Below are 20746 nucleotides of genomic sequence, written 5' to 3'. Positions count from 1 at the left end.
ACTTTCCCGCGTACACCATCAAAGATAATTAACAACATTTATATGGGCTCCTTGGGAATATGACACCTGCTCACATGAGGAGTGACAGCAACTCACGGAAAACGGTAGTGAATCGACGGTCTTTCCTTACAGCTGCGGGCGTCGCCGGAGCGACCGGCCTCGCAGGATGTGTCGGGGGGGATGGGAACGGAAACGGTAACGGAAACGGTAACGGTGGGACGACCGGTGGAAACGGTGACGACGACGAGATTACCGTCTACACGAACATCCCGTTCGAAGACATTGCAAACGCCTACGAAGAGGCGGCAGGCGTTTCGGTGAATTACAACATCCTCGGCGGACCACAGCCCGTCACGCGATACGTGGCTGAAGCCGACCAGGAGCAGTACGGCGTCGACGTCATCTGTAACAACTCCGGCGTGACGTGGCAGTTACACGACAACGACATTCCGGGCGAACTCAACGTCGACGAGGACACCATCGAATCGGTGTTCAGCCTCGAGGGGATGCGAGACGCCTGGGAGGATGCACTCGGTGACGACGTCGGTCGACGAACGCCGCCGGCACAGTTGCTCATCAACGGAACACACTACAACACCGATTTGGTGTCCGATCCGCCGGTCGAGTACACGGACTTCCTGAACGAGCAGTTCGAGAACAACATCACCACGCAGCCGTACATTCAGGACGTCGTGTTGCAGGCGATGGAGCACTACCACGGCACCGAAACGGCCGAACAGTGGCTGATCGACTACGACGCACAGGGGATCGACTATCTCGCCGGCGGGGGAACGCTCATCGAGTCGTTGCTCGGCGAGGAGAACATGCTCGCTCCCTACACTAACGGATTCTACGCGTCGGAACCGATCAACAACGGGGCGCCGATCGACGTGGTCTTCCCGCGTGAAACGTACTACGCGACCCAGACGCTGACCAAACCGGTAAACGCTCCGAATCCCGAAGGTGCGGACGACTTTATCGAGTGGCTACTGAGCAGAGAGGGCCAGGAAGTTATCCAGACGTTGAACGGCGGATCGCTTCCCGCTCACGAGGACCTCGACTACGGAAACGATCAGGTCCAGCAGCGACTCGACGAGCGAATGGAGGCCTACCCAGATACGCCGCTCTACCCGAGCATTCAGGACCCGGACGAGTTCTGGGAGTACGCAAATCGAACCGAAGAACTGATCGACGTCGAAATCCTCTGAACGATCGATACGTGACGATGCCGAACTCGCACACTACCGTGGTTCCGTTCGCTGGACTCGGTTCCGGACCTCGTCACCGAAGCGGCTCGTCCGAGGTCGGCACGTCAACGCGCTCGTTCGATTCGTGCATTCCACCTGCAACGTTCGATCACAGCAATACGATCTGCCGATAATCAATCCACTACATGTCAGTTAAGACGAAAACATTTGAGGCTGCAAACTCGTATCGACCGCAGATACTGGGTGGGCTGGTGATACTCTGTCTCTCGATCGTCACCATCTTCCCCCTGCTAGCGACGTTCGCGCTCAGCGTGTACGCAGACGGCACGTCGCTGATCTCCGGATTCTCACTCGCCAACTGGGAGCAGGTCCTGGCCGAGAACCGAGCGGTACTCGGCACTACCGTCGTCTACGCGTTCGGCGCAGCCACGTTGACGACGACGCTCGGCGTGTTCCTCGCCTGGGCCATCGCCAGAACGAACATCCCGCTGCGACGAACGTACTACTACGTCGTCTTCGGAATGCTCTTTTTGCCGCCGGTCGTCTGGGAGGCGGTCTGGATCCGTCTCCTGAGCACGAACGGATTCTACCAGATCCTCCTCCCGTTCGATTTCCACATCTACAGCCTCCCGGGGATGATCCTCGTCCAGGGTATCTTCATGCTTCCGCTGACGCTGATCGTCCTCATGCCGATGTATAAAAACATCGACAACTCGCTCGAGGAGGCGAGTCGGATCAACGGCGGCGGCGTCTTGCAGACCACGTGGTCCGTGACGCTACCGCTGATGAAACCCGGCATTCTGGCTGCATTCCTGCTCGTGTTGGTACTGAGTCTCGGCAGTCTTCGGGTTCCGCTGTTGATCGGCCAGCCCGGGAACATCTACGTCCTGCCGACGGTCATCTACCAGGACGCGATCAATGCCCCGATCCAGTTCGGTTCGGCGTTCGTCAACGCGACGCTGTTGATCCTGTTTGCGTTCCCGGTGTTCTACCTCTACAAGCGAGTGCTGGGTCAGACGTCGCGGTACGAAACCGTCGGCGGCGAGGCGTTCAAACAGACGCCGATCGAACTCGAGCGCCGCTACCGGTACGGACTCTCGGGCGTGATCGGTTTCACGCTGCTCGCGATCGTCATCACGCCGGTCCTCGTGATGGTTCACGGCTCGCTCTCGCCGTATCTGATCCCGTTCCACCGCGTATTCACGCTCGAAGCGCCGCTCGCGCTCGATCAGTACCGCGCACTGGTCACCGATAGCAGTCTCCACGAGGCTGCGCTCAACAGTCTCATCGCGGCCGGATCAGCGACGATCCTCACCGTCGGCGGGGCGATCACGATCTCGTGGATCATCTACAAGTCCGACCTCGCGTTCCGGGAAGCGATCGACTACATCTCGTTCCTGCCGATCGCGCTGACGGCGGTCTCGCTGTCGCTCGGATTCATCGCGATCTTCCTCGGTATCTTCCCGATCGGCATCTACGGCACGCTGTGGATCATCATCCTCGCGTACCTGACCAGGTCGCTGCCGACGACGATCCGTGTCGTCGCACCGTCCGTCCAGCAGCTCCAGAACGAACTGTTCGAAGCGGGCGTCATCTCCGGAGCATCGAAACTCACGCGACTCCGGACGATCCTGGTTCCGCTGATCATCACGACGATCCACGCGATCGGCGCCTGGCGGTTCGCGATCCTCTACAAGGAGTTCCCGATCTCGATCCTGCTCGAACCGTCCGACTTCCCGCTGCTCGCGCCGTACATCTTCGAACTCGGCGTGCAGGCGAACTTCCCGCGCATCTCCGCGATCGGCGTGGCGATCACGGTCTTCCTCGCGATCGTCACGGTCCTGATTCACCGCATTCCCGCATCCGGCGGGAAGCTGTAATCGGGGCCATCCCGTCGATTTCGAACGGACTCGAGTTCCCACTAGCGATTTACAGTGATCCCAACCGAACTAACCGGCGGACTACCGCGACCGACTCGAGCCGATGAGTGAAACGCAGACGCCGACGAAGGCGACGCTCTGGGTCATCGTCGCGTCGGCGACATTGACGATCATGGCCGGCGCGATACTGGGCCCGGTCGTCCCGCAGATACAGTCCGGCCTCGGCGTTTCGGAGTCGCTTGCAGGGCTCATCATCACGACACACGCGGCGTTTATCGTCCTCACGAGTCCGATCGCGGGCGCGCTCGTCGATCGGTTCGGCCCGCGCCGGCCGTACGTATTCGGCCTGTTTCTGTACGCCGTCGGCGGGAGTGCGGGGTTGTTCATCGATGCGTTCGTCCCCCTGTTGCTCTCCCGGGCGGTTCTCGGCGTCGGCGTCGCCTTCGTTTACACGGGAATCACGGTGCTCATCTTCGATCTCTACGAGGGCCAGCGCATGGATCGAGCGCTCGGGCTCCGAAGCGGCGCAAACAGCTTCGGCGGCGCCACCTGGCCGGTCGTCGGCGGCCTGCTGGGAACGATCTCCTGGCAGTTACCGTTCGGCGTCTATCTCGTCGCGATACCGCTTGCACTCCTCGCGATCGCGACGGTGCCGCCGACCGGGCGCGGATCGGCCGCACACGGCCGCTCAGCCGGCGAAGCGAAACGGACGGACTCGGCTCGCTCGCTCGACGGGTCCGCCAGCGTCGTCTCGATCGTTCGACGCCGACCGGCGCTACCGTTCGTCTACCTGTTGTACTTCGGCGCCAATGCGCTGCTGTTCGCCATCGTCGTGTTCTACCCGCAGCTGCTCGCGACGATCGGCGTCACCTCCTCGTCGTACATCGGCCTGTACCTCGCGGCGAACGGAATCGCCGGCGGCGTCTCGGGAGTGTTGTACGACCGGCTCAACCGACGATTCGGAAGGCACCTGCTCGTTCTCGTCGCGTTCGCGTTCTGGACGGCGGCGTTCGCTCTCGCGACGCGTGCCGGATCGCCGCTCTCTGCGTTGCCGCCGGTCGTCCTGTTCGGTCTGGGTCTCGGACTCGTCTTCCCGTCGTCGTTCGCCTGGATCGAGTCGCTCGCACCGACGAGCCGACAGGGACAGTTCGGGTCGTACCTCGCGACGTTCGGCTACGTCGGGCAGTTCCTCTCGCCGATCGTTTTCGGGCCGATCGTCACCGCGTTCGGCGTCCGGGGCGTCTTCGGTGCTGCAACGCTCGCTGCGGCCCTGGGCGTCGGCGCGATCACGCTCGCGCTCGCTCGCAGAAACTCAGTCGAATATCGACTTCGGAAGGTGCGCTGACACCGTCCAGTTCGGCGCGTTGACGAGCTGGTTGATCTTCAGATCCGCCGCGACCGAACAGAGGATGTAGGCCGACGACCACGAGAGCCCCCGCTCGGTGGTCAGTCGGTCGATCAACTCGAGGATCGCCCGCTCGCTCGCCGCCTCGAGGTCGTCCCCCACGCCGGTCGCCGCGAGAACCTCTCCTCCGATTTCTCGAACGCTCGAGTCGTATCTCGGCTGGTCGATCTCCAGGTCGGATCGAACGGTAAACCGGGCGGTGACGGAGATCGGCGCTTCGATCCCCGTGAGACACACCTCGCCGTCGCCCTGGGCTGCGTGTCCGTCGCCCACGCTGAACAGCGCGTCGTCGACCGCCACGGGCAACTGCAGCGTCGCTCCCTCGGTCAGGTACTTGACGTCGAGGTTGCCGCCGACCGCTCGAGGCGGAATCGTCGAGTGCGATCCGACCGCGGCGGGTGCCACGCCGATCGTCCCCGGGAACGGCTCGAGCGGAACCTCGATTCCGTCCACGAACGGAGCGCTGTCGTCGCCCAGGTCCCAGACGTGCAGTCCGTGGTCGTTTGCGTGATCGGCGAGCAGTCCCTTGTCGGGCCAGTAGGCGGTCCACCCCCACTCGCCGTGGTCGACCTCGAGGAGTTCGACTTCGAGAACGTCGCCGGGCGATGCGTCCTCGATCGCAACCGGACCGACGAGCGCGTGGCCGGGACCGAGGCCGAGGTTCGGTATCTCCGCGACCGTCGTCTCCGGCGTGACGTTACCGTAGCTGGCCTCGGGACACTCGAAGCGAACCACGTCGCCGGACCGGATCGGCAGTACGGGCTCGAGTTCTCGATTCCACTCGCGGTGGACGTGTTCCTCGTGTGCTCCAAGCCGGTGATCTGCTCGGCTCTCGCGTCGGGTCATACTCGCTACAGATCCGCCGAAGTATATAATCGTTCGGCCGAGGACCGGTAATTCGAGACGGCGGTCCGTTTCACTCGCGAAGGGAGACGAGCGTCGATATCGTTCGCTGGTGTGGTACCGCGATCCCCTCGTCGCGAGCGTACTCCACGAGCGCGCCACTGAGGTGGTCGATCTCCGTCGGGTTGCCGGCCTCGACGTCGTGTCGCATCGACGTCTTGTGTTCGGGGTTTCGCTTCGCGACGGTCACGACGTACTCGACGGGATCGTCGCGGAAGGTCACTCCGCGCGCCCGCCCGACCCGGACCGTCTCCTCGACGAGCGCCTCGATGAGTTCCCGGCTCTCGGGATCCGTCACGGCTTCGCCGACGCGCATTCCGGTGAGCGCGGTGATCGGATTCAGCGTGAGGTTGATCAACAGCTTCTCCCAGACGTCGTCGCGGATCGACGCCGAGACGCTCACGTCGAAGCCCGCTCGCTCGAGCAGCGCCGAGACGTCCTCGACGAACGCGTCGTTTTCGTCGAAGTACCTGCCGATGGTCACGACGTCGGGATCGGTGTTCGCGAGCGTTCCCGGCCCGACCAGTTCCGCCGACGCCGTCGTCGTCCCGACGATGACGTTCGACTCCGGGACGTACTCCGCGATCACGTGTGGATTCCTGAACCCGTTCTGTAGCGTGAGAACGTCGGTCTCTTCGGTGAGAAATGCGGTCGCCGACTCGAGTGCGTCGACCGTGTGGATGCTCTTGACGAACAGGATCACCAGATCCGCGGAGTCGATCGTTGTCGGATCCGTCGTCGCCGTCACCGGCACGCGTTCGTCCGGTCCGCCGTTCGACTCGATGACGAGCCCATCCCGGTTCATGGCGTCGACGTGGTCCTGATCGACGTCGTAGCAGACGACCTCCGCGTCCGTCCGCGAGAGGTGCGCACCGAACAGCGATCCCATCGACCCGCTGCCGACGACGACGATTCTCACGCTATCACCTCCCGTTTTCGCGTTCCGCTGGTTCGTTTCGACGCTTCCGGATGCGATACCGGCGTTCGCGTTTCGTCCGTCGCTGTACTCCGCCCGCCGTCGGGTTTCGTCGATAGATCGGTCATTGTCGCCTGTCGTCGTATCCGCTGGTTTGCATTTCGGCGTTCATCGGTTCAGTTGGGCAGAATTTCTTCGTAGTGGTGGTCCCAGGGTCTGACCCGTTCGACGGCCCCGCTGGCGGCCAGAATCGACGCCTCGTCGAATCGGCTCCCGATGAGTTGCATGCCGATCGGGAGTCCATCGTCCGTGACGCCGGCCGGGACCGACGCCGCCGGATGGCCGGTGAAGTTCAACGGGTGGGTGAGACAGAACCCGATCGTCCGCTCTACGGCCTCACCGTCGATTTCGGACGGTCCGAGCGTCTGGCCGTTCGCGGCGTTTTCGACCGGTGGAACGGCAACCGTCGGCGTGACCAGGAGGTCGTACTCCGTGAGCACTTCCTGTATCGCATCGAAGATACCGGTCCGGACGACGTCGTTTCGCTTGTAGTCGACGGCGTCGACGCCCCGGCCTCGCTCGAGTTTCGCCGCGAACTGCGGGCACAGTTCGTTCGTTCGCTCGAGCAGATTCGGGAGCCCCTCCTCGCCGAGGTGGTGTGCAAGCTCCCGGTAGAAGACGGCGAACGAATCGACCCACAGTTCGGTGATCGTCTCGTGGGAGTAGGGAAACTCGAAGTCGAGTCGATCGACGGTCGCCCCCGCCGTCTCGAACGCCCGAACCGCGTTCCCAACGACGTCCAGCACTCGCTGATCGACGGGAAAGTCGCCGAAGTGGGGGCTGTACGCCACGTCGAAGTCCGCGATCGATCGTCGCATCGCCGCGAGATAGCTGTCGTCGGCTTCCGCCGGCAGACTGAACGGATCGTCCGGATGAGGGCCGGCGACCACGTCGAGCATGAGCGCCGCGTCTTCGACCGTTCTGGTCTGCGGTCCGTGGTGGACGAACGGCGTGTGCAGCTGGAAGCCGTTCGGTCGCGCCCGGATGGGCACGCGTCCGAACGTCGGCTTGAGCCCGTAGACGCCGGACCAGGCGGCCGGGATCCGGATCGAACCACCCCCGTCTTCGCCGACGGCCAGCGGAACGAGCCCTGCGCCGACCGCAGCGGTCGACCCGCCCGTCGATCCGCCCGCGTTCCGATCGAGGTCGAACGGCGTGCTCGTTGGGCCGAACACGCGGTTGTCGGTGAGTCCCTTGTGGCCGAACTCGCAGGTGTTCGTCGTCCCGATTACGATCGCACCGGCTCGCTCGAGACGCTCGGTGACGATCGCCGACTCGTCGGGGACGAAATCGGTGAACGGCGTCGAGCCGAACGTGTTTCCGAGTCCGTCCTTCCAGACGAACAGGTCCTTCAGCGCCACCGGAACGCCGTGAAGCGGCCCGAGGTTCTCACCGGCTTCGACCGCTTTCTCCGCCCGTCGCGCCTCCGCCCGCGCCTCGTTCGCCCGCGTCGCCGTGAACGCGTTCACGTCGTCGTGGCGTTCGATTCGCTCGAGGAAGTAGTCGACGACGTCGACCGGAGATCGCTCGCCGGCGCGTATCTCCCGGGCAAGCGCGGCTGCTGAGGTTAGTGCTAACTCATCTCCCATGGCGGTAGATACCTGTGCGGTAACCATCAAATACTTTTGCAATGCTCGGACTCGCTCGGTGTCGATGGGACGTCGCGTCTCCTCGCCGGCGCGAAAAATTGGGTATCCTCAGTTCGGGATGATCTCGATTTCGTGTCCGTCGGCGTCTTTGGTGAACGCGTACCTGTCGCCGCAGGACTCCGGATCGCGGTAGTCTTCCGCGTCGCGCTCGGTCAACCGGTCCCACGTCTCGTGGAGGTCGTCCGTCCTGATCGCGAGGTGTCCCCACGCGTCGCCCATCTCGTAGGTGCTCCCGTCGTAGTTGTACGTCAACTCGACGGACATCGCCTCGGGCGGGGCGTCCCGCGGCGCCATGAAGTACAGCGCGAACGTGTCCATCTCCTTGCGGTGGTGGAGTTCGTAATCCAGCTTCCGAGCGTACCAGCCGATGGCGCCGTCGATGTCCTCCACGCGGACCATCGTGTGATCGAGACTCCAGCGGGGCCCGTGGTCGCGCTCGAGCAGTTCGATCTCGTGGCCATCCGGATCTTTGACGAAGGCGTAGTTTCCGCCACAGGAGTCGGGATCGCGATAGTCTTCGACGCCGGACTCCATCAGCTCCTCGTAGGCGGCGTGTGCGTCCCGAACGCGCATCGCGACGTGTCCCCACGAGTCGCCCAACTCGTAGGATCGGCCGTCGTGGTTGTACGTCAACTCGAGCATCGCGCCGGCCTCGTGGGCGTCTTCGGGACCGAGGTAGACGTTGGTGAACGTCTCGGCTTCCCAGCGCCCCTTCTCCTCGTAGCCGAAGTGGTTCGTGTAGAACTCGAGCGATTCGTCCAGGTCCTCGACGCGCATCATAGTATGATCTATCGGCAGATGCATGTCCGAGTGATACGTCAGACCGTCAAAAAAAGCTACCGCTCCGATCGGACGTCCTACCCGGTTCGCAGTCGGAGGCGTCCCTACCGGAACCGTCGCCGCACAGGGTCTAATACAAATATTTATGAACAACGATGCCAGTGGATACCAGTGGGAATGGCATCAACCACGTATCCCGTCGATCACCCGCTGGACCCGCTCGCACCGTCGGAGATCGAGGCGGTTCGGGAGATCCTCGAGGGACGCACCGAGTTCTCCGAGCGCACCCGGTACGTCGAGATCGCACTCGACGAGCCGCCGAAAGCAGAACTCCGTCGATACGAGACCGACGGCGACGATCCCGACCGTCGTGCGCGCGTCGTCGTCCGCGACAAGGAAAACCGCGCGACGTACGAGGGCATCGTTTCGTTGACCGACGACGCCGTCGTCTCCTGGCAGTATCTGCCGGACGCACAGCCGCGGATGATCGGCGAGGAGTTCGATCAGGTCGAGGCGGTCGTCAAGAACCACGACGAGTTCCGCGCGGCCGTCGAGAAACGCGGCGCGGATCCCGATCTCACCATCGTCTCCGGCTGGTCCGCGGGCGCGGATTTCGTGCCGGATGGAATCGATTCGAGTCGACGGCTCGTCCACGGAATCGCCTGGGCGAAAGCGGACGAGAGCGAACGCGGGGCAAACGGCTACAACAGGCCGCTTTCCGGCATCCACGTCTGGGTCGATATGGACGACATGGTCGTCCTCGAGGTCGTCGACACGGGCGTGACGAATCCGAACGTGGTCGACAACATGGACACCTACCACTATCGGGCCGAAAACAGGGAGCTTCGCGACGACCTCAAGCCGTACAACGTCGTCCAGCCCGAGGGTCCGAGCTGGGAGGTCGACGGGCGGGAGATTCGATGGCAGAAGTGGCGGATGCGCGTCGGATTCAACCACCGCGAGGGACTGGTGTTACACGACATCGGCTACGAGGACGAAGACGGAACGATCCGAAGCATCATCGACCGCGCGTCGTTCCCGGAGGTCGCCACGCCGTACACGGATCCCGACCCGGACCACTACTGGCGGATGCCGTTCGACGTCGGCGAGTTCGGGCTCGGACGGCTCGCGAACTCGCTGACCGAGGGCTGTGACTGTCTCGGGTACATGCACTACTTCGACGGCATCGTCAACGACCCCGACGGCGAACCCGCGGTCATCGAGAACGCGATCTGTCTCCACGAGGAGGACCACGGACTGCTCTGGAAGCACCACGACTGGCGGGAGGGCGACGACGAGGTGCGACGGAACCGCCGGCTCGTCGTCTCGTTCATCCCGACGATCGGCAACTACGACTTCGGCTTCTACTGGTATTTCTACCAGGACGGCAGCGTCGAGGCGGAGGTTCGGCTGACCGGCTGTAACGCGACCGGTGTCATGCCGCCGGGCGAGACCGAAAGCGGCTTCGCCGAGATGATCGGCCCGGATCACAAGTCGATGCTCCACCAGCACGTCTTCACGTGCCGACTCGACTTCGCCGTCGACGGGAACGAGAACTCGGTCCGACAGGTCGACCTCGAGACGGTGCCGTACGGTCCCGAAGGGTACGACGCCGACCCCCATCAGGAGCCGGACCGCCAGCGACCGAATCGGTACGGCAACGCCGCGTACGCGAATCGGCAGACGTACGAGACCGAATCGGCGGCCGGGGCGAACACCAACTCCCAGACGGGCCGCTACTGGGAAATCGTCAACGAGAACGTCCGAAACGCAAAGACCGATCAACCCGTCGGCTACCGGCTTCGCCAGAAGTCCGGGGACAACACCGTCTTCGCTCCCCAGCCCGGGTCGTCCGCCGCGAAACGGCTCGGATTGGCGGAGAAACACCTGTGGGTGACACAGCACGACGACGACGAAATTCTTCCCGCGGGCGACTATCCCAACCAGAACCCCGGCGGCGAGGGACTTCCCGCGTGGGTCGAACAGGATCGCGACGTCAGAAACGAGGACGTCGTCGTCTGGTACAACATGATCGGGACCCACGTCTGTGCTCCGGAAGACTGGCCGATCCTCCCGGCGAAGATGCTGTCGTTCAAACTCGAGCCCGTCCACTTCTTCGAAGAGAATCCGGCGATAGACGTTCCGCCAGAGCACGCGATCAAGGACGTCGAGAAGTGGAAGACGGAGAACCAGCGATCGATGCTTCACGAGGACGATTGCTCGTCCCACGACGACGATTGTTCCTCACACTGAGATCGAGACGGGTCTCCTCCCGACGGCCGCTCGAAAAAACGGATAGTGGTCCGCCGTTGTCGTCGGTTCGTACGCCCCTGTTGGCTGTTCGTCTCTCTCGACGACCACCGTCGAACGCACGTCCGCGAGCGTTATTCGTCGACGACCGCGGTAACTTCCAGTTCGACCAGAAACTCCGGCCTCGCGAGGTGATCGACGCCGATGAGCGTCGCCGCCGGCAGCGTCTCCTCGCCGAAAAACGACCGCAGGTGCGGATCGCCGTCCGCGACGAAGGTCTCCGCGTCCACGGTGTAGATCGTCAGTCTGACCACGTCTTCCGGGGTGGCCCCCGCCGCCTCGAGCGACGTTTCGACGTTCTCGAGGGTCTTGCGCGTCTGTTCTTCGATCGTCTCCCCGACGATCTCGCCGTCTTCGTCCTCCGAGATCGTTCCGGCGACGTGGATCTGGCGATCACCGGTCGCCGTCACGACCTGTGACAACACGTCGTTCGGCGGATCGTACATTCCGTCGGGGTTGATGCGCTCTATCGGCATGCAGCGTATCCATTCAACTCGGATGTCATAATAGTATGGTCACACGTTCGTCGTCCCACGTTCGGTCGTCCACCGACGGCGCTACTGCCGGCTCGAGCGGCCCGGCTTCGCGTCCAGTTCCGATTCGACCGCGCGAACTCGTCGCTGGACGGTTCGAACTTCCTCGGTGACGGTTTCGTTCGCCGCCGCGAGCTCGCCGATCTCGCCGGCGACGCCCTCGAGTTCGTCGACGGCGGTTTCGACCATCGAGGAGACCTCCGCCGCGGACGCCGCCTGTTCGTCGGTCGCCGTCGCGATCTCTCCGATCCCCTGCCTCGAGTTCTCGATGGCCGCCCGAATCGTGTCCTGTTTCTCGTCGACGGCCCGGATCGCCGCCATCGCGTCGTCGATCTGAGCGGTCGTCTCGCGGACGCTCTCGGTCGTCGCGTCGGCTACCGTCGCCATCTCGTCGATCACGTCCTCGATCGTTTCGACCTCGTCGCTCGTCTGCTCGGCGAGCGATTTGATCTCGTCGGCGACGACCGCGAACCCGGAGCCGGCTTCGCCGCTTCGGGCCGCCTCGATGCTCGCGTTCAGCGCGAGGAGGTTGATCTGGCCCGCGATGTCGTTGATGACTTCGATCACGTTCTCGATGTCCGAAAACTGCGACTCGAGCGCGGTCGCGTTCTCGGTCAACTCGTTCGCGGCGCTCGAGACGTCCTCCATTCGCTCGAGGCTCTTCGCGACGTCCCCTTTGGATTCGACCGCCAGTTTTTCCATCCGCTCGCTGTCCCCGTCGGCCTGTTCCGCACTCGCCGCGACCTGTTCGATCGTCGCGCTCAACTTGGTTACCTCGTCGCTGACCTCGGACAGCCGCGCGACCTGATCGTCGGTCGTCTCCCCGATCAGTTGGCTACTCCGGGCGACGCGTTCGGACGTCTCGAGCAACTCGCTGACGCTCGTTTCTACCTCGTCGCTGATCCGCGACTGGACGCGTTCGACCTGCTGTTGTTTTTCGACCAGGTCCGTTACGCGGGTGACGTACTCGAACGCGCCGACGACGGTTCCGTCGGGCGCGCGAAGCGGCTGTCCGGCGGCGCGGACGTGCCAGCGTTCCCCGTCGGCGGTGACCGTCGAACGAACCTCGTCTTCCCGAATCGTTCGATCCGTTCGGACGATCTCGTCGGCCAGAATCTCGTCGACGTTTTCGGTTCCGATGACGTCGCTCGCCCGGCGACCGACGACCTCCGTGCGGTCGAGTCCGATGTGTTCTTCGTGGGCTTCGTTCCAGTGGACGATCCGACCCTCGTCGTCGATCGTCACCACCGGTTCGGGAAACGACTCGACCAGATCTTCGAACAGGTGCTTCCAGAAGTCCCGTTCGTCGCGGAGGCGGTCGACCTCGTCTGCGTCCGCCGGTGGCTCGTACAGTACGGGTGCGCTCGCTCGAGTCGAATCGGTCGGTTCGGTCATCTAACTACTCCGTGTTATTCGGTACCGAATATTATCGTTGTGGCCGCGCCCACGCTCGACCGGCTCGATCGACGGTCGATCACCACTCAGCTCGCGCTCGGGCCGGACGCTCGCGTTCGTAGACGTCGTCCCGGACGTCCTGGAACGTGTCGATCAACTCGGCGACCGCGTGCGTGACTCCGCGAGCACACGTAGAAGCTATTAACACCACCGACACCGAATCGCCCCCAAACACATGTTCGGCCTCTCGACGCGCGAAGTTCGGTTCGCCCTCGTGATCAGCGGGGCACACCTCAGCCAGCACTTTCTGATGCGGCTCATTCCGCCGCTGATTCCCGTGCTGGCGGTCGCTCTCGAGTATCCGCTCTGGCAGCTCGGACTGCTCGTGAGCCTCTTTTCGTTCGGATCGGGCCTCGCACAGGCTCCGCTCGGCGTCGTCTCGGATCGGTACGATCGACTGTACGTCCTGCCGACCGGGATCGCACTCGCCGGCGCGGGGTACGTGCTGTTCGCCGCCGCGTCGTCCGTCGGCGCGGTCGTTCCCGCGCTCACGGTGGCCGGGTACACCTTCGAGGGCGGATTCCTCGTGATGGGACTGGCGATGCTGATCTCCGGTATCGGTGCCGCCGTCGTCCACCCGGCCGGCTATCCGATGATCACCGACAACGTCGATCCGGACAACAAGGGGAAAGTTCTGGGCGCGTTCGGCAGTTCGGCGAAGTTCGGCGACGCCGCCGCACCGGCGATCGTCGGCGTCATGATCCTCGTGCTCGTCTGGAACCAGGTCCTGTTGATACTGGGCGTCGTCGGCGTCGTCCTCGGAATCCTGCTGTTTCTGATCCTGCGCGGCGACGAGTTCGACACCGTTCCCGCGGCCCAGCGAGTCGACGACGGAGATGGCGACGACGAATCCCCCTCGGAGACGATCTGGCAGGCCGACCGGCGGACGTACATGTACCCGCTGGCGATCGTCTACCTGTTTTTCGTCTCCAAGATGTTCTCCGGCGAGGGGATCAAGACGTTCCTGCCGGCGTTCATCGTCGCGGTCTACGCCTATTCGTTCGAACTGATGGACGTTTATCTCGCACCCGAGTCCGTCGCGAACTTCTACTTCGCGGCGTTGCTCGTCTTCTCCGGCGTCCTCCAGCTCGGCGTCGGCGGCGTGATCGATCGCGTCGACACGCGAGTCGTGTTGCTTGGCGGAATCTCGCTCGCCACCGTCGGCTTTCTCTCCCTCGCGTTGCTCGAGCTGGGCCCGATCACCCTCATGCTCGCGCTCTGTCTCGCCGGCGTGGGTATCTACGGGCTGGCCCCCGCCCGGGACGCGCTGATCAGCGACATCTCGCCGCCCGAACTCGAGGGACGCACGTTCGGCTACATCTGGACGGCGATCATGCTCAGCGGCGCCGCGATGCCGCCGCTCGTGGGCTACGTCATGGAAACGATGGGAATGCGCGAGGGATTCCTCGTGTTGACCGCCGGCACCGTCGTCGCGGCGGGTTTCGCCTCACTGCTGTTCTTCGAGCGGTTCTACGTTACCGACGCACAGCCGGCGACCGACCCGACGCCGTCGGACTGACGTCCTCTCGATTCGCGCTCGTTCGCCGTTTAGGGGCTCTCACTCGTCCGGTATCGGTTGGCAGCCGGTTCTTCGACCGAGTCCGACGTCTCGGATTCACCCGGCGGAGTCGCCCTGGCCTGACCGACGAACGAGTCGAACTCCTCGACGATCGGCTGGGGTGACCGATCCATCAGCAGTCGGACGACGTCCGGTCGGGCGTAGTGACCGACGGAGTCGCAGGCCTGATTTGCCATTCGGATGTCCTCGAGATCGATGTCCGCGTAGAGTATCGTCTCGTCGTCCGTGTTCGGACCTGCGAGGATCCGTCCCTCGGGATCGATAATCGCCGACCACCCGCCGCCCTCCCGGAACATCTCCGGCTGGTCTTCGAATCCGAGCGTTTCGACGGCGGTTTCGTCGACGCAGGCCTGCACGTTGACGACGAACGTCTGGCCCGCAAGCGCGTGGTGGCGGGCCGCGGCCTCCGTGACGTCGTCGAATATCTCCGAGTGCGGATTGTGCGTGATCGCGGAGACGGCGGGCCAGGCGGCGACGTGGATCTGTTCGCCCAGGCTGGTCATCGCGTACCTGACCAGATCCATCGTGTGCTCCCAGCAGATGAGCCCGCCGATCGTTCCGATGGCCGTCTCGAACGTCTGCAGGTCGCTGCCGTCACCCTGCCCCCAGACCGTTCGCTCTGCGTGGGTCGGCTGGAGTTTCCGGTGTGTCCCGAGCAGGTCGCCTTCATCGTCGATGTAGACCAGGGTGTTGTACAGCGTCCCTCCGTCGCGTTCGGTGACGCCACAGACGACGTGGGTACCGGCGTTCGCTGCGGCCGCTCCGAGTTCGTCGATCGTAGGTCCCGGTATCTCGACGGCGTTCGCCGAAAACTCCCGGAACAGTGGCGCACCCTCGGTCGGCGTGTGCGTCCAGATCCAATGTGGATACCCCGGAACGTACGATTCCGGAAATACGACGAGATCCGCGCCGTTTTCTCCCGCCTCAGCGATCGTCTTGCGTGCTTTTTCCGTCGTTCCGTCGCGATCGAGGTAGTCCGACGCGACGTGCGCTGCTGCGACCGTTACCGGCTGACGTGTGTCACTCATGGTAGCCGTTCAGCGATACCGTGTTGTGTGGTATCGCACATATATGTTCGTCCGTACCGTCGAGTTTGGACGGTTCGGGGACGCAATCCGGTGTCGAGGCCGCCGCACTTCGGATTCAGTCGAGGTTGTCCACTCTACAGTATGCCACAGGGTAGCACCGCGAACGCTCGCTTTCCGGTGGATGGCAACTGTTAACTTTGCTGGTTCGAATTCTGCTACCGTAGCCTATGAGAGCCGCGCGATTACATGAGTATACGTCCGACCTCGAGTCCGCCTTTACGATCGAGGAGATCGATTCGCCGGAAATCACCGCCCCGGACGACGTCGTCGTCGACGTCGAAGCGGCCGGCTGGTGTCACACCGACAACCACATCGTCGAGGGAGAGATGGCCGACGTCACGTCCGTTTCGCTTCCGTACACGCCGGGTCACGAAAACGCCGGCGTCGTCGCGGCGACCGGAAGCGAGGTCACCGAGGTCGTGCCCGGTGACGCGGTCATCGTCCATCCGCCGATCTCCTGTGGAACCTGTCGGGCGTGTCGCCTGGGCGAGGACATGCACTGTCCCGACCACCAGTTCGTCGGCCTCGACAGGGACGGTGGGTTCGCCGAGGAACTGAAGACCAAGGAACGGTCGGTCATCAAACTCGAGTCGCTCGACCCCGTACAGGCCGCGCCCCACGCGGACGCGGGCCTGACCGCCTACCGAGCGATCAAGAACGCGGCGGGCGATCTGGTCGCCGGCGACTACGCCGTCCTGGTCGGGATCGGCGGGCTGGGCCATATCGGGCTGCAGGCGCTTCACGCGATCAGTCCGGCGAAGACGATCGCCGTCGACGTCAAAGACGAGGCGTTGTCGCTCGCGGAGTCGGTCGGCGCGACTCACACGGTAAACGCCGCCGACGAGGACGCCGTCGCCGTGGTCGACGATCTCACGGACGGCGTCGGCGCGCGGAAGGTCGTCGACTTCGTCGGCTCCGACGAGACGCTGCAGTACGCTCCCGCGATGCTTCGAACCGGCGGCGATCACCACGTCGTCGGCTACGCCGGCGAACTCACCGTGCCGGCGCAAGCGCTGGTGGGCATGGAGATCGACTTCCGTGGGACGCTCGTGGGAAGCTACACCGAACTGCAGGAGCTGATCACGCTCGCCGAGGAGGGACTGATCACGGTCGAGACCTCGACGCACGACCTCGAGGAGATTAACGGAATCGCGCGACGACTGCACGATGGCGAGATCGAGGGCCGGGCGATCTTCACTCCATAGCGCTCGCCCGGTTCTGGCTGTCAACCGAATCTCGAAACAGCCCACGGCCGTTAGCGGCGCCTGTGGCGGCTGAAAGTGGGAATATACAAAACCTTTATTGAGGATACTCCCCATCGTCTCGTTGGAATATGTACACCCACGACGGAGAGGATATTTTCGTCCTCGACGGGCACGTTCACTTCTGGAACGCCCGCGAGGAGAACGTCATCCACCGCGGCGGCGACCAGTTCATCGAGGAGTTCTTCAACGGTCACGAGATGTTCACGCCGGAGGAGTTGCGAATGGACGAACGGACGTTCCGCCGGTACACGAAAGAGCGGTTCGTTCAGGACGTGTTCGTCGACGGCTACGTCGACGTGGGAATGTTTCAGCCGACGTACCTGAAGGCGTTCTACGAGAACGGCTTCAACACGGTCGAGCGCTGTTCCGAACTCGCCGAAACCTACCCCGAGCGGTTCGTCCTCAACGGCTGGATGGACCCGCGAGACGGCGAGGAGGGACTCGAGTACCTCGAGTGGCAAAAAGAGACGTTCGACATCCAGGGCGTCAAGCTCTACACCGCGGCGTGGAACGGCGACTCGAAGGGCTACCGCCTCGATTCGGAGATGTCTTATCGGTTCCTCGATAAGTGCGAGGAACTCGGCATCAAGAACATCCACCCGCACAAGGGGCCGACGATCAAACCGCTGAACCTGGACGCCTTCGACGTCACCGACGTCGACGAGGCGGCGACGCTGTACCCCGACCTCAACTTCATCGTCGAACACAGCGGCGTTCCCCGCCTCGACGACTTCGTCTGGTTCGCCTCGCAAGAGGAAAACGTCTACGCGAACGTCGCGCTCATCGCCGGCTTCGCCTACAAGCGGCCGAAGAAGTGGAAGGAAATCTTCGGCGAACTGCTGTTCTGGCTGGGCGAGGATCGGATCATCTACGGCTCCGATTACGCCATCTGTCACCCGAAGAACATCATCGAAACCACCCTCGATACCGAGTTTACCGAAGAGGAGATCGCGGAGTACGACGCGCAGTTCGATCTCGAGGCGAAAAAGAAGTTCCTCGGCGAAAACCTCGCGGAGCTGTACGACATCGACCTCGAGAAGCGGGCGAAGGCGGTCCAGAACGACGAGGTGAGTCGAACCCACGGCCTGGAACAGACGTACGAAGACGCGGAGTTCGACTGGGTCAAAGCGGGATCATGAGCGCCGAAACGCGCACGAGCCCGGACGAGGTGCGGACGGCCCTAGACGACGTGTACGATCCCGAACTCGATCGCTCGGTGACCGAACTCGAGTTCGTCGACGACATCGAGATCACCGGACGGTCGGTGTCCGTCTCGCTTCGGCTGCCAACCGGCCTCTGTTCGCCGTCGTTCGCCTGGATGATGGCGGCCGACGTCAGGGACGCGGTCTTGGACCTTCCGGATGTCGACGACGTGACGGTTTCGTTGCGCGATCACGTTCACGACGAGGAGATCACCCGCGGCGTCAACGACGGTGCGTCGTTCCAGGACGTCTTCGAGGACGCGGAGGCCGATCTCGAGGAACTCCGCTGGACGTTCGACCACAAGGCGCGGCTTGGACGCCAGCACGACGCGATGACCGTCCTGCTCGAGGAGGGGGTCGATCCGCACGAACTCGTCGCGATCACGCACGGTGACGTTCGGCTGAACGACGGGGTGGCGACGGTTTCGGTCGACGATCGCTCGGTTTCCGTCCCGGCGGAACCGATCGACTCCTATCTCGAGAAAGTCGACGTCCTGGGCATCGATGCGTCGCCGGACGCTCCGTTTTTCGTCACGCCGGAGGAAGAAGCCATCCCGCCGACCGAGTTCGAATCCGTCCGCCGGCTCACGCGACTCTCGAGCGTCAACATGGACGGGCAAGCCCACGAGTGTAGTTTGCTGCTCGAGGCCCGGTACGGAGACTGAGAGAATTTTACCTGACATTTCACGTACCACGCCCCGGTAGCGCGCACGATCGGTGAGTTGACTCGAAGCCGGTGTGTAATACCGGCAGCCGAATCGTCACCGGTTTCACCGCTGTCGATGATCTATCCGTCGTTTCGTGCTTCTGGGGCGAGGCGGTTGCTACGGCTCGAATTCGAAATCCCGCGTGTGGTGTGTGATATGGATTGGCGTGACGATGTAGAGGTAAGGTCACAGACGTCTCGCGATTCCACCTGTACTGACGTACCACAGACCGTACGAGACCCGCCGACGGTCGCAATCTCGCTAGTATAAAAGCACCCTCGAAGAATGGGGTGTTCGTATATGCGGTTTTCTTCCGAACCGATTACCCGGTGGCAGCGAACCACGACTGGTCGGCCCCGCACGGGGAGATCGACCACGATTCACAAGCTATGACACGACGACGCACACCGATAGCGAAGCTCGGACACGTTGCAGTACAGACCCCCGATCTGGACGAGTCGCTGTGGTTTTTCAGCGACGTGATGGGGTTGCAGGTTACCGAACGAGACGGCCACGTCGCTTACCTTCGCGGAATGCGCGACTGGGAACACCACTCGCTGATCCTCATCGAGAGCGGCGAGCGGGGGGTAGATCACATGGCGTTCCGGACGACGAGTGCGCAGGCGCTCGCCGACCTCGAGGAAACCCTCGTGGAGGAGGAAGGCGAATCGGTCTCCCGCGTCGATGCGGGCGAGGAGACGGGACTTGGAGAGGCCATTCGGGTCGAGAAGTTCGGCCACAGCTACGAGTTCTACTGGGACGTCGAGAAACCCGACGCGCCCGAGGGACAGCGATCGGGGCTCAAAAACCGCGTCTACAGCGAGTCGATCGCCAACCGCATCGCACCGCGGCGGATCGATCACGTCCACGTCAACGATCCCGGCGACAACGCTGACGCTCACGACGAGTGGCTGCGCGAGACGCTCGGCTTCCAGTTGAACGAACGCTACCGTACCGAGGAGGGCGAGTACTGGGGCTGGTGGTACGCGGTCACTGCGCTCCCCCACGACATCGCGATCCACCGCGAGCCGGCCGACGCGCCGACGCAGTTCCACCACGTCGCGTTCCACCTCGATAGCCTCCAGGACCTCTGGACGGCCGGCGACATCTGCAGCGAACACGGCCTCGAGATCAACAATCGAAGCGACGGACCGGCGATGCACGCCATCACGCGTGCGGACTGCATGTACGTCAAAGATCCGGCGAGCGGCGTTCGTCTCGAGCTGTTCGCCGGACCGGGTTACCTGAACTTCGAACCCGACTGGGAGCCGATCGAGTGGACCGAAGGCGAGATCGGCGGCGCGACGAGCCACCAGTGGCACGGCGGCGGGCCCACCTGGGACGGTATCGACTACGTCTAACGCTTTTCACTCGCAGCGGTCGAACGCGTGGTTCGATCGCTTCCCGTTTCGACGCTGTCGTCGATCACGCATCGTTCGATCCCTCCGTAGGTATCGATACGATTCGGCGGCTCAAAAGACAGAATAGTTATAATAGATCAGTAGTATATATTCTCCTACTTGTATAGTGTATTATCAAATTATCACTCCGGATATCGGGATGTATTTCATTTTTCGTCTATCGAAGTGTTTCTCTGCTCGACGTTTGTACTGCATATACCCGAATATCATAGTCTATATGGCCATATCTGCCCTAATAATTGTGATAAACTCTCGCGGGGCCGGGTCGATGTCTATGGCCTGGATCTGCTCAGACGTCTATATCCGCCGATGCTGTCCGTTCACTCGATTTTAGATGAGAACCGACGAATTTCCGACCCACTCCAGGATATAACACCGAGACAAT

At 63.0% G+C, this 20746-nt stretch carries 16 protein-coding genes; 9 read left to right on the top strand and 7 right to left on the bottom strand.

The features are described 5' to 3' along the window. Positions 1 to 107: 107 nt before the first annotated feature. The 3 genes from EA472_RS04620 (at position 108) to EA472_RS04610 (ending at position 4433) form a co-directional block, all read left to right on the top strand. Entirely contained in the window at positions 108 to 1208 is a 1101-nt protein-coding gene (locus EA472_RS04620) for a substrate-binding domain-containing protein (protein WP_124190333.1), read from the top strand. Positions 1209 to 1393: 185 nt separating this feature from the next. Then, complete coding sequence (locus EA472_RS04615) at positions 1394 to 3088, top strand: ABC transporter permease (RefSeq protein WP_124190332.1); 1695 nt, start codon at positions 1394 to 1396, stop codon at positions 3086 to 3088. A gap of 103 nt (positions 3089 to 3191) precedes the next feature. Next, entirely contained in the window at positions 3192 to 4433 is a 1242-nt protein-coding gene (locus tag EA472_RS04610) for an MFS transporter (RefSeq protein ID WP_124190331.1), read from the top strand. Here EA472_RS04610 and EA472_RS04605 read toward each other — a convergent pair. The 4 genes from EA472_RS04605 to EA472_RS04590 all read right to left on the bottom strand — a co-directional run bounded on the left by EA472_RS04605 (position 4401) and on the right by EA472_RS04590 (position 8825). After that, complete coding sequence (locus tag EA472_RS04605; protein ID WP_124190330.1) at positions 4401 to 5339, bottom strand: acetamidase/formamidase family protein; 939 nt, start codon at positions 5337 to 5339, stop codon at positions 4401 to 4403. The two genes, EA472_RS04610 and EA472_RS04605, sit on opposite strands and share 33 nt — an antisense overlap. Before the next feature lie 70 nt (positions 5340 to 5409). Beyond that, positions 5410 to 6315, bottom strand: a complete 906-nt coding sequence (locus EA472_RS04600; RefSeq protein WP_124190329.1) for a ketopantoate reductase family protein — start codon at positions 6313 to 6315, stop codon at positions 5410 to 5412. Positions 6316 to 6488: 173 nt separating this feature from the next. Next, positions 6489 to 7961, bottom strand: coding sequence for an amidase (locus EA472_RS04595; protein WP_124190328.1), 1473 nt, complete (start codon positions 7959 to 7961; stop codon positions 6489 to 6491). 108 nt (positions 7962 to 8069) lie between these two features. Beyond that, a complete protein-coding gene (locus tag EA472_RS04590; RefSeq protein WP_124190327.1) occupies positions 8070 to 8825 on the bottom strand; it encodes a VOC family protein in 756 nt (251 codons plus the stop codon). A 153-nt stretch (positions 8826 to 8978) separates the two neighbouring features. Here EA472_RS04590 and EA472_RS04585 point away from each other — a divergent pair, with 153 nt between their 5' ends. Next, positions 8979 to 11054, top strand: coding sequence for a primary-amine oxidase (locus EA472_RS04585; protein WP_124190326.1), 2076 nt, complete (start codon positions 8979 to 8981; stop codon positions 11052 to 11054). Positions 11055 to 11185: 131 nt separating this feature from the next. Here the strand turns inward: EA472_RS04585 and EA472_RS04580 are convergent, their stop codons facing one another. After that, positions 11186 to 11587, bottom strand: coding sequence for a RidA family protein (locus EA472_RS04580; RefSeq protein ID WP_124190325.1), 402 nt, complete (start codon positions 11585 to 11587; stop codon positions 11186 to 11188). Positions 11588 to 11668: 81 nt separating this feature from the next. Next, positions 11669 to 13039, bottom strand: coding sequence for a methyl-accepting chemotaxis protein (locus EA472_RS04575; RefSeq protein WP_124190324.1), 1371 nt, complete (start codon positions 13037 to 13039; stop codon positions 11669 to 11671). Between the two features lie 235 nt (positions 13040 to 13274). Between EA472_RS04575 and EA472_RS04570 the strand changes: the two genes are divergently transcribed. Next, positions 13275 to 14618, top strand: a complete 1344-nt coding sequence (locus EA472_RS04570; protein WP_124190323.1) for an MFS transporter — start codon at positions 13275 to 13277, stop codon at positions 14616 to 14618. A 29-nt stretch (positions 14619 to 14647) separates the two neighbouring features. Here the strand turns inward: EA472_RS04570 and EA472_RS04565 are convergent, their stop codons facing one another. Further along, the gene (locus tag EA472_RS04565; RefSeq protein ID WP_124190322.1) at positions 14648 to 15706 is read right to left on the bottom strand and encodes a carbon-nitrogen hydrolase family protein; all 1059 of its coding nucleotides are present in this window, start codon (positions 15704 to 15706) and stop codon (positions 14648 to 14650) included. 227 nt (positions 15707 to 15933) lie between these two features. Here EA472_RS04565 and EA472_RS04560 point away from each other — a divergent pair, with 227 nt between their 5' ends. The 4 genes from EA472_RS04560 to EA472_RS04545 all read left to right on the top strand — a co-directional run bounded on the left by EA472_RS04560 (position 15934) and on the right by EA472_RS04545 (position 20301). Then, the gene (locus EA472_RS04560) at positions 15934 to 16971 is read left to right on the top strand and encodes an NAD(P)-dependent alcohol dehydrogenase (RefSeq protein WP_124190321.1); all 1038 of its coding nucleotides are present in this window, start codon (positions 15934 to 15936) and stop codon (positions 16969 to 16971) included. Positions 16972 to 17099: 128 nt separating this feature from the next. Next, positions 17100 to 18170: an amidohydrolase family protein gene (locus EA472_RS04555; RefSeq protein ID WP_124190320.1), complete on the top strand. Its 1071-nt coding sequence runs from the start codon at positions 17100 to 17102 to the stop codon at positions 18168 to 18170. Further along, positions 18167 to 18898 carry an iron-sulfur cluster assembly protein gene (locus EA472_RS04550; RefSeq protein ID WP_124190319.1) on the top strand — a complete coding sequence of 244 codons (732 nt, stop codon included), beginning with the start codon at positions 18167 to 18169 and terminating at the stop codon, positions 18896 to 18898. The genes EA472_RS04555 and EA472_RS04550 overlap by 4 nt, the downstream gene beginning before the upstream one ends. A gap of 431 nt (positions 18899 to 19329) precedes the next feature. Continuing rightward, positions 19330 to 20301 (top strand): VOC family protein, encoded by a 972-nt coding sequence (locus EA472_RS04545; protein ID WP_124190318.1) that lies wholly within the window; start codon positions 19330 to 19332, stop codon positions 20299 to 20301. The last annotated feature ends 445 nt before the right edge of the window (positions 20302 to 20746 follow it).

Origin of the sequence: Natrarchaeobius oligotrophus, from assembly GCF_003841465.1 — an archaeon.
In the GTDB taxonomy this organism is placed as follows: domain Archaea; phylum Halobacteriota; class Halobacteria; order Halobacteriales; family Natrialbaceae; genus Natrarchaeobius; species Natrarchaeobius oligotrophus.
Note: the sequence above shows the minus strand (reverse complement) of the source record. Positions and strands in the feature narration are given on the sequence as shown.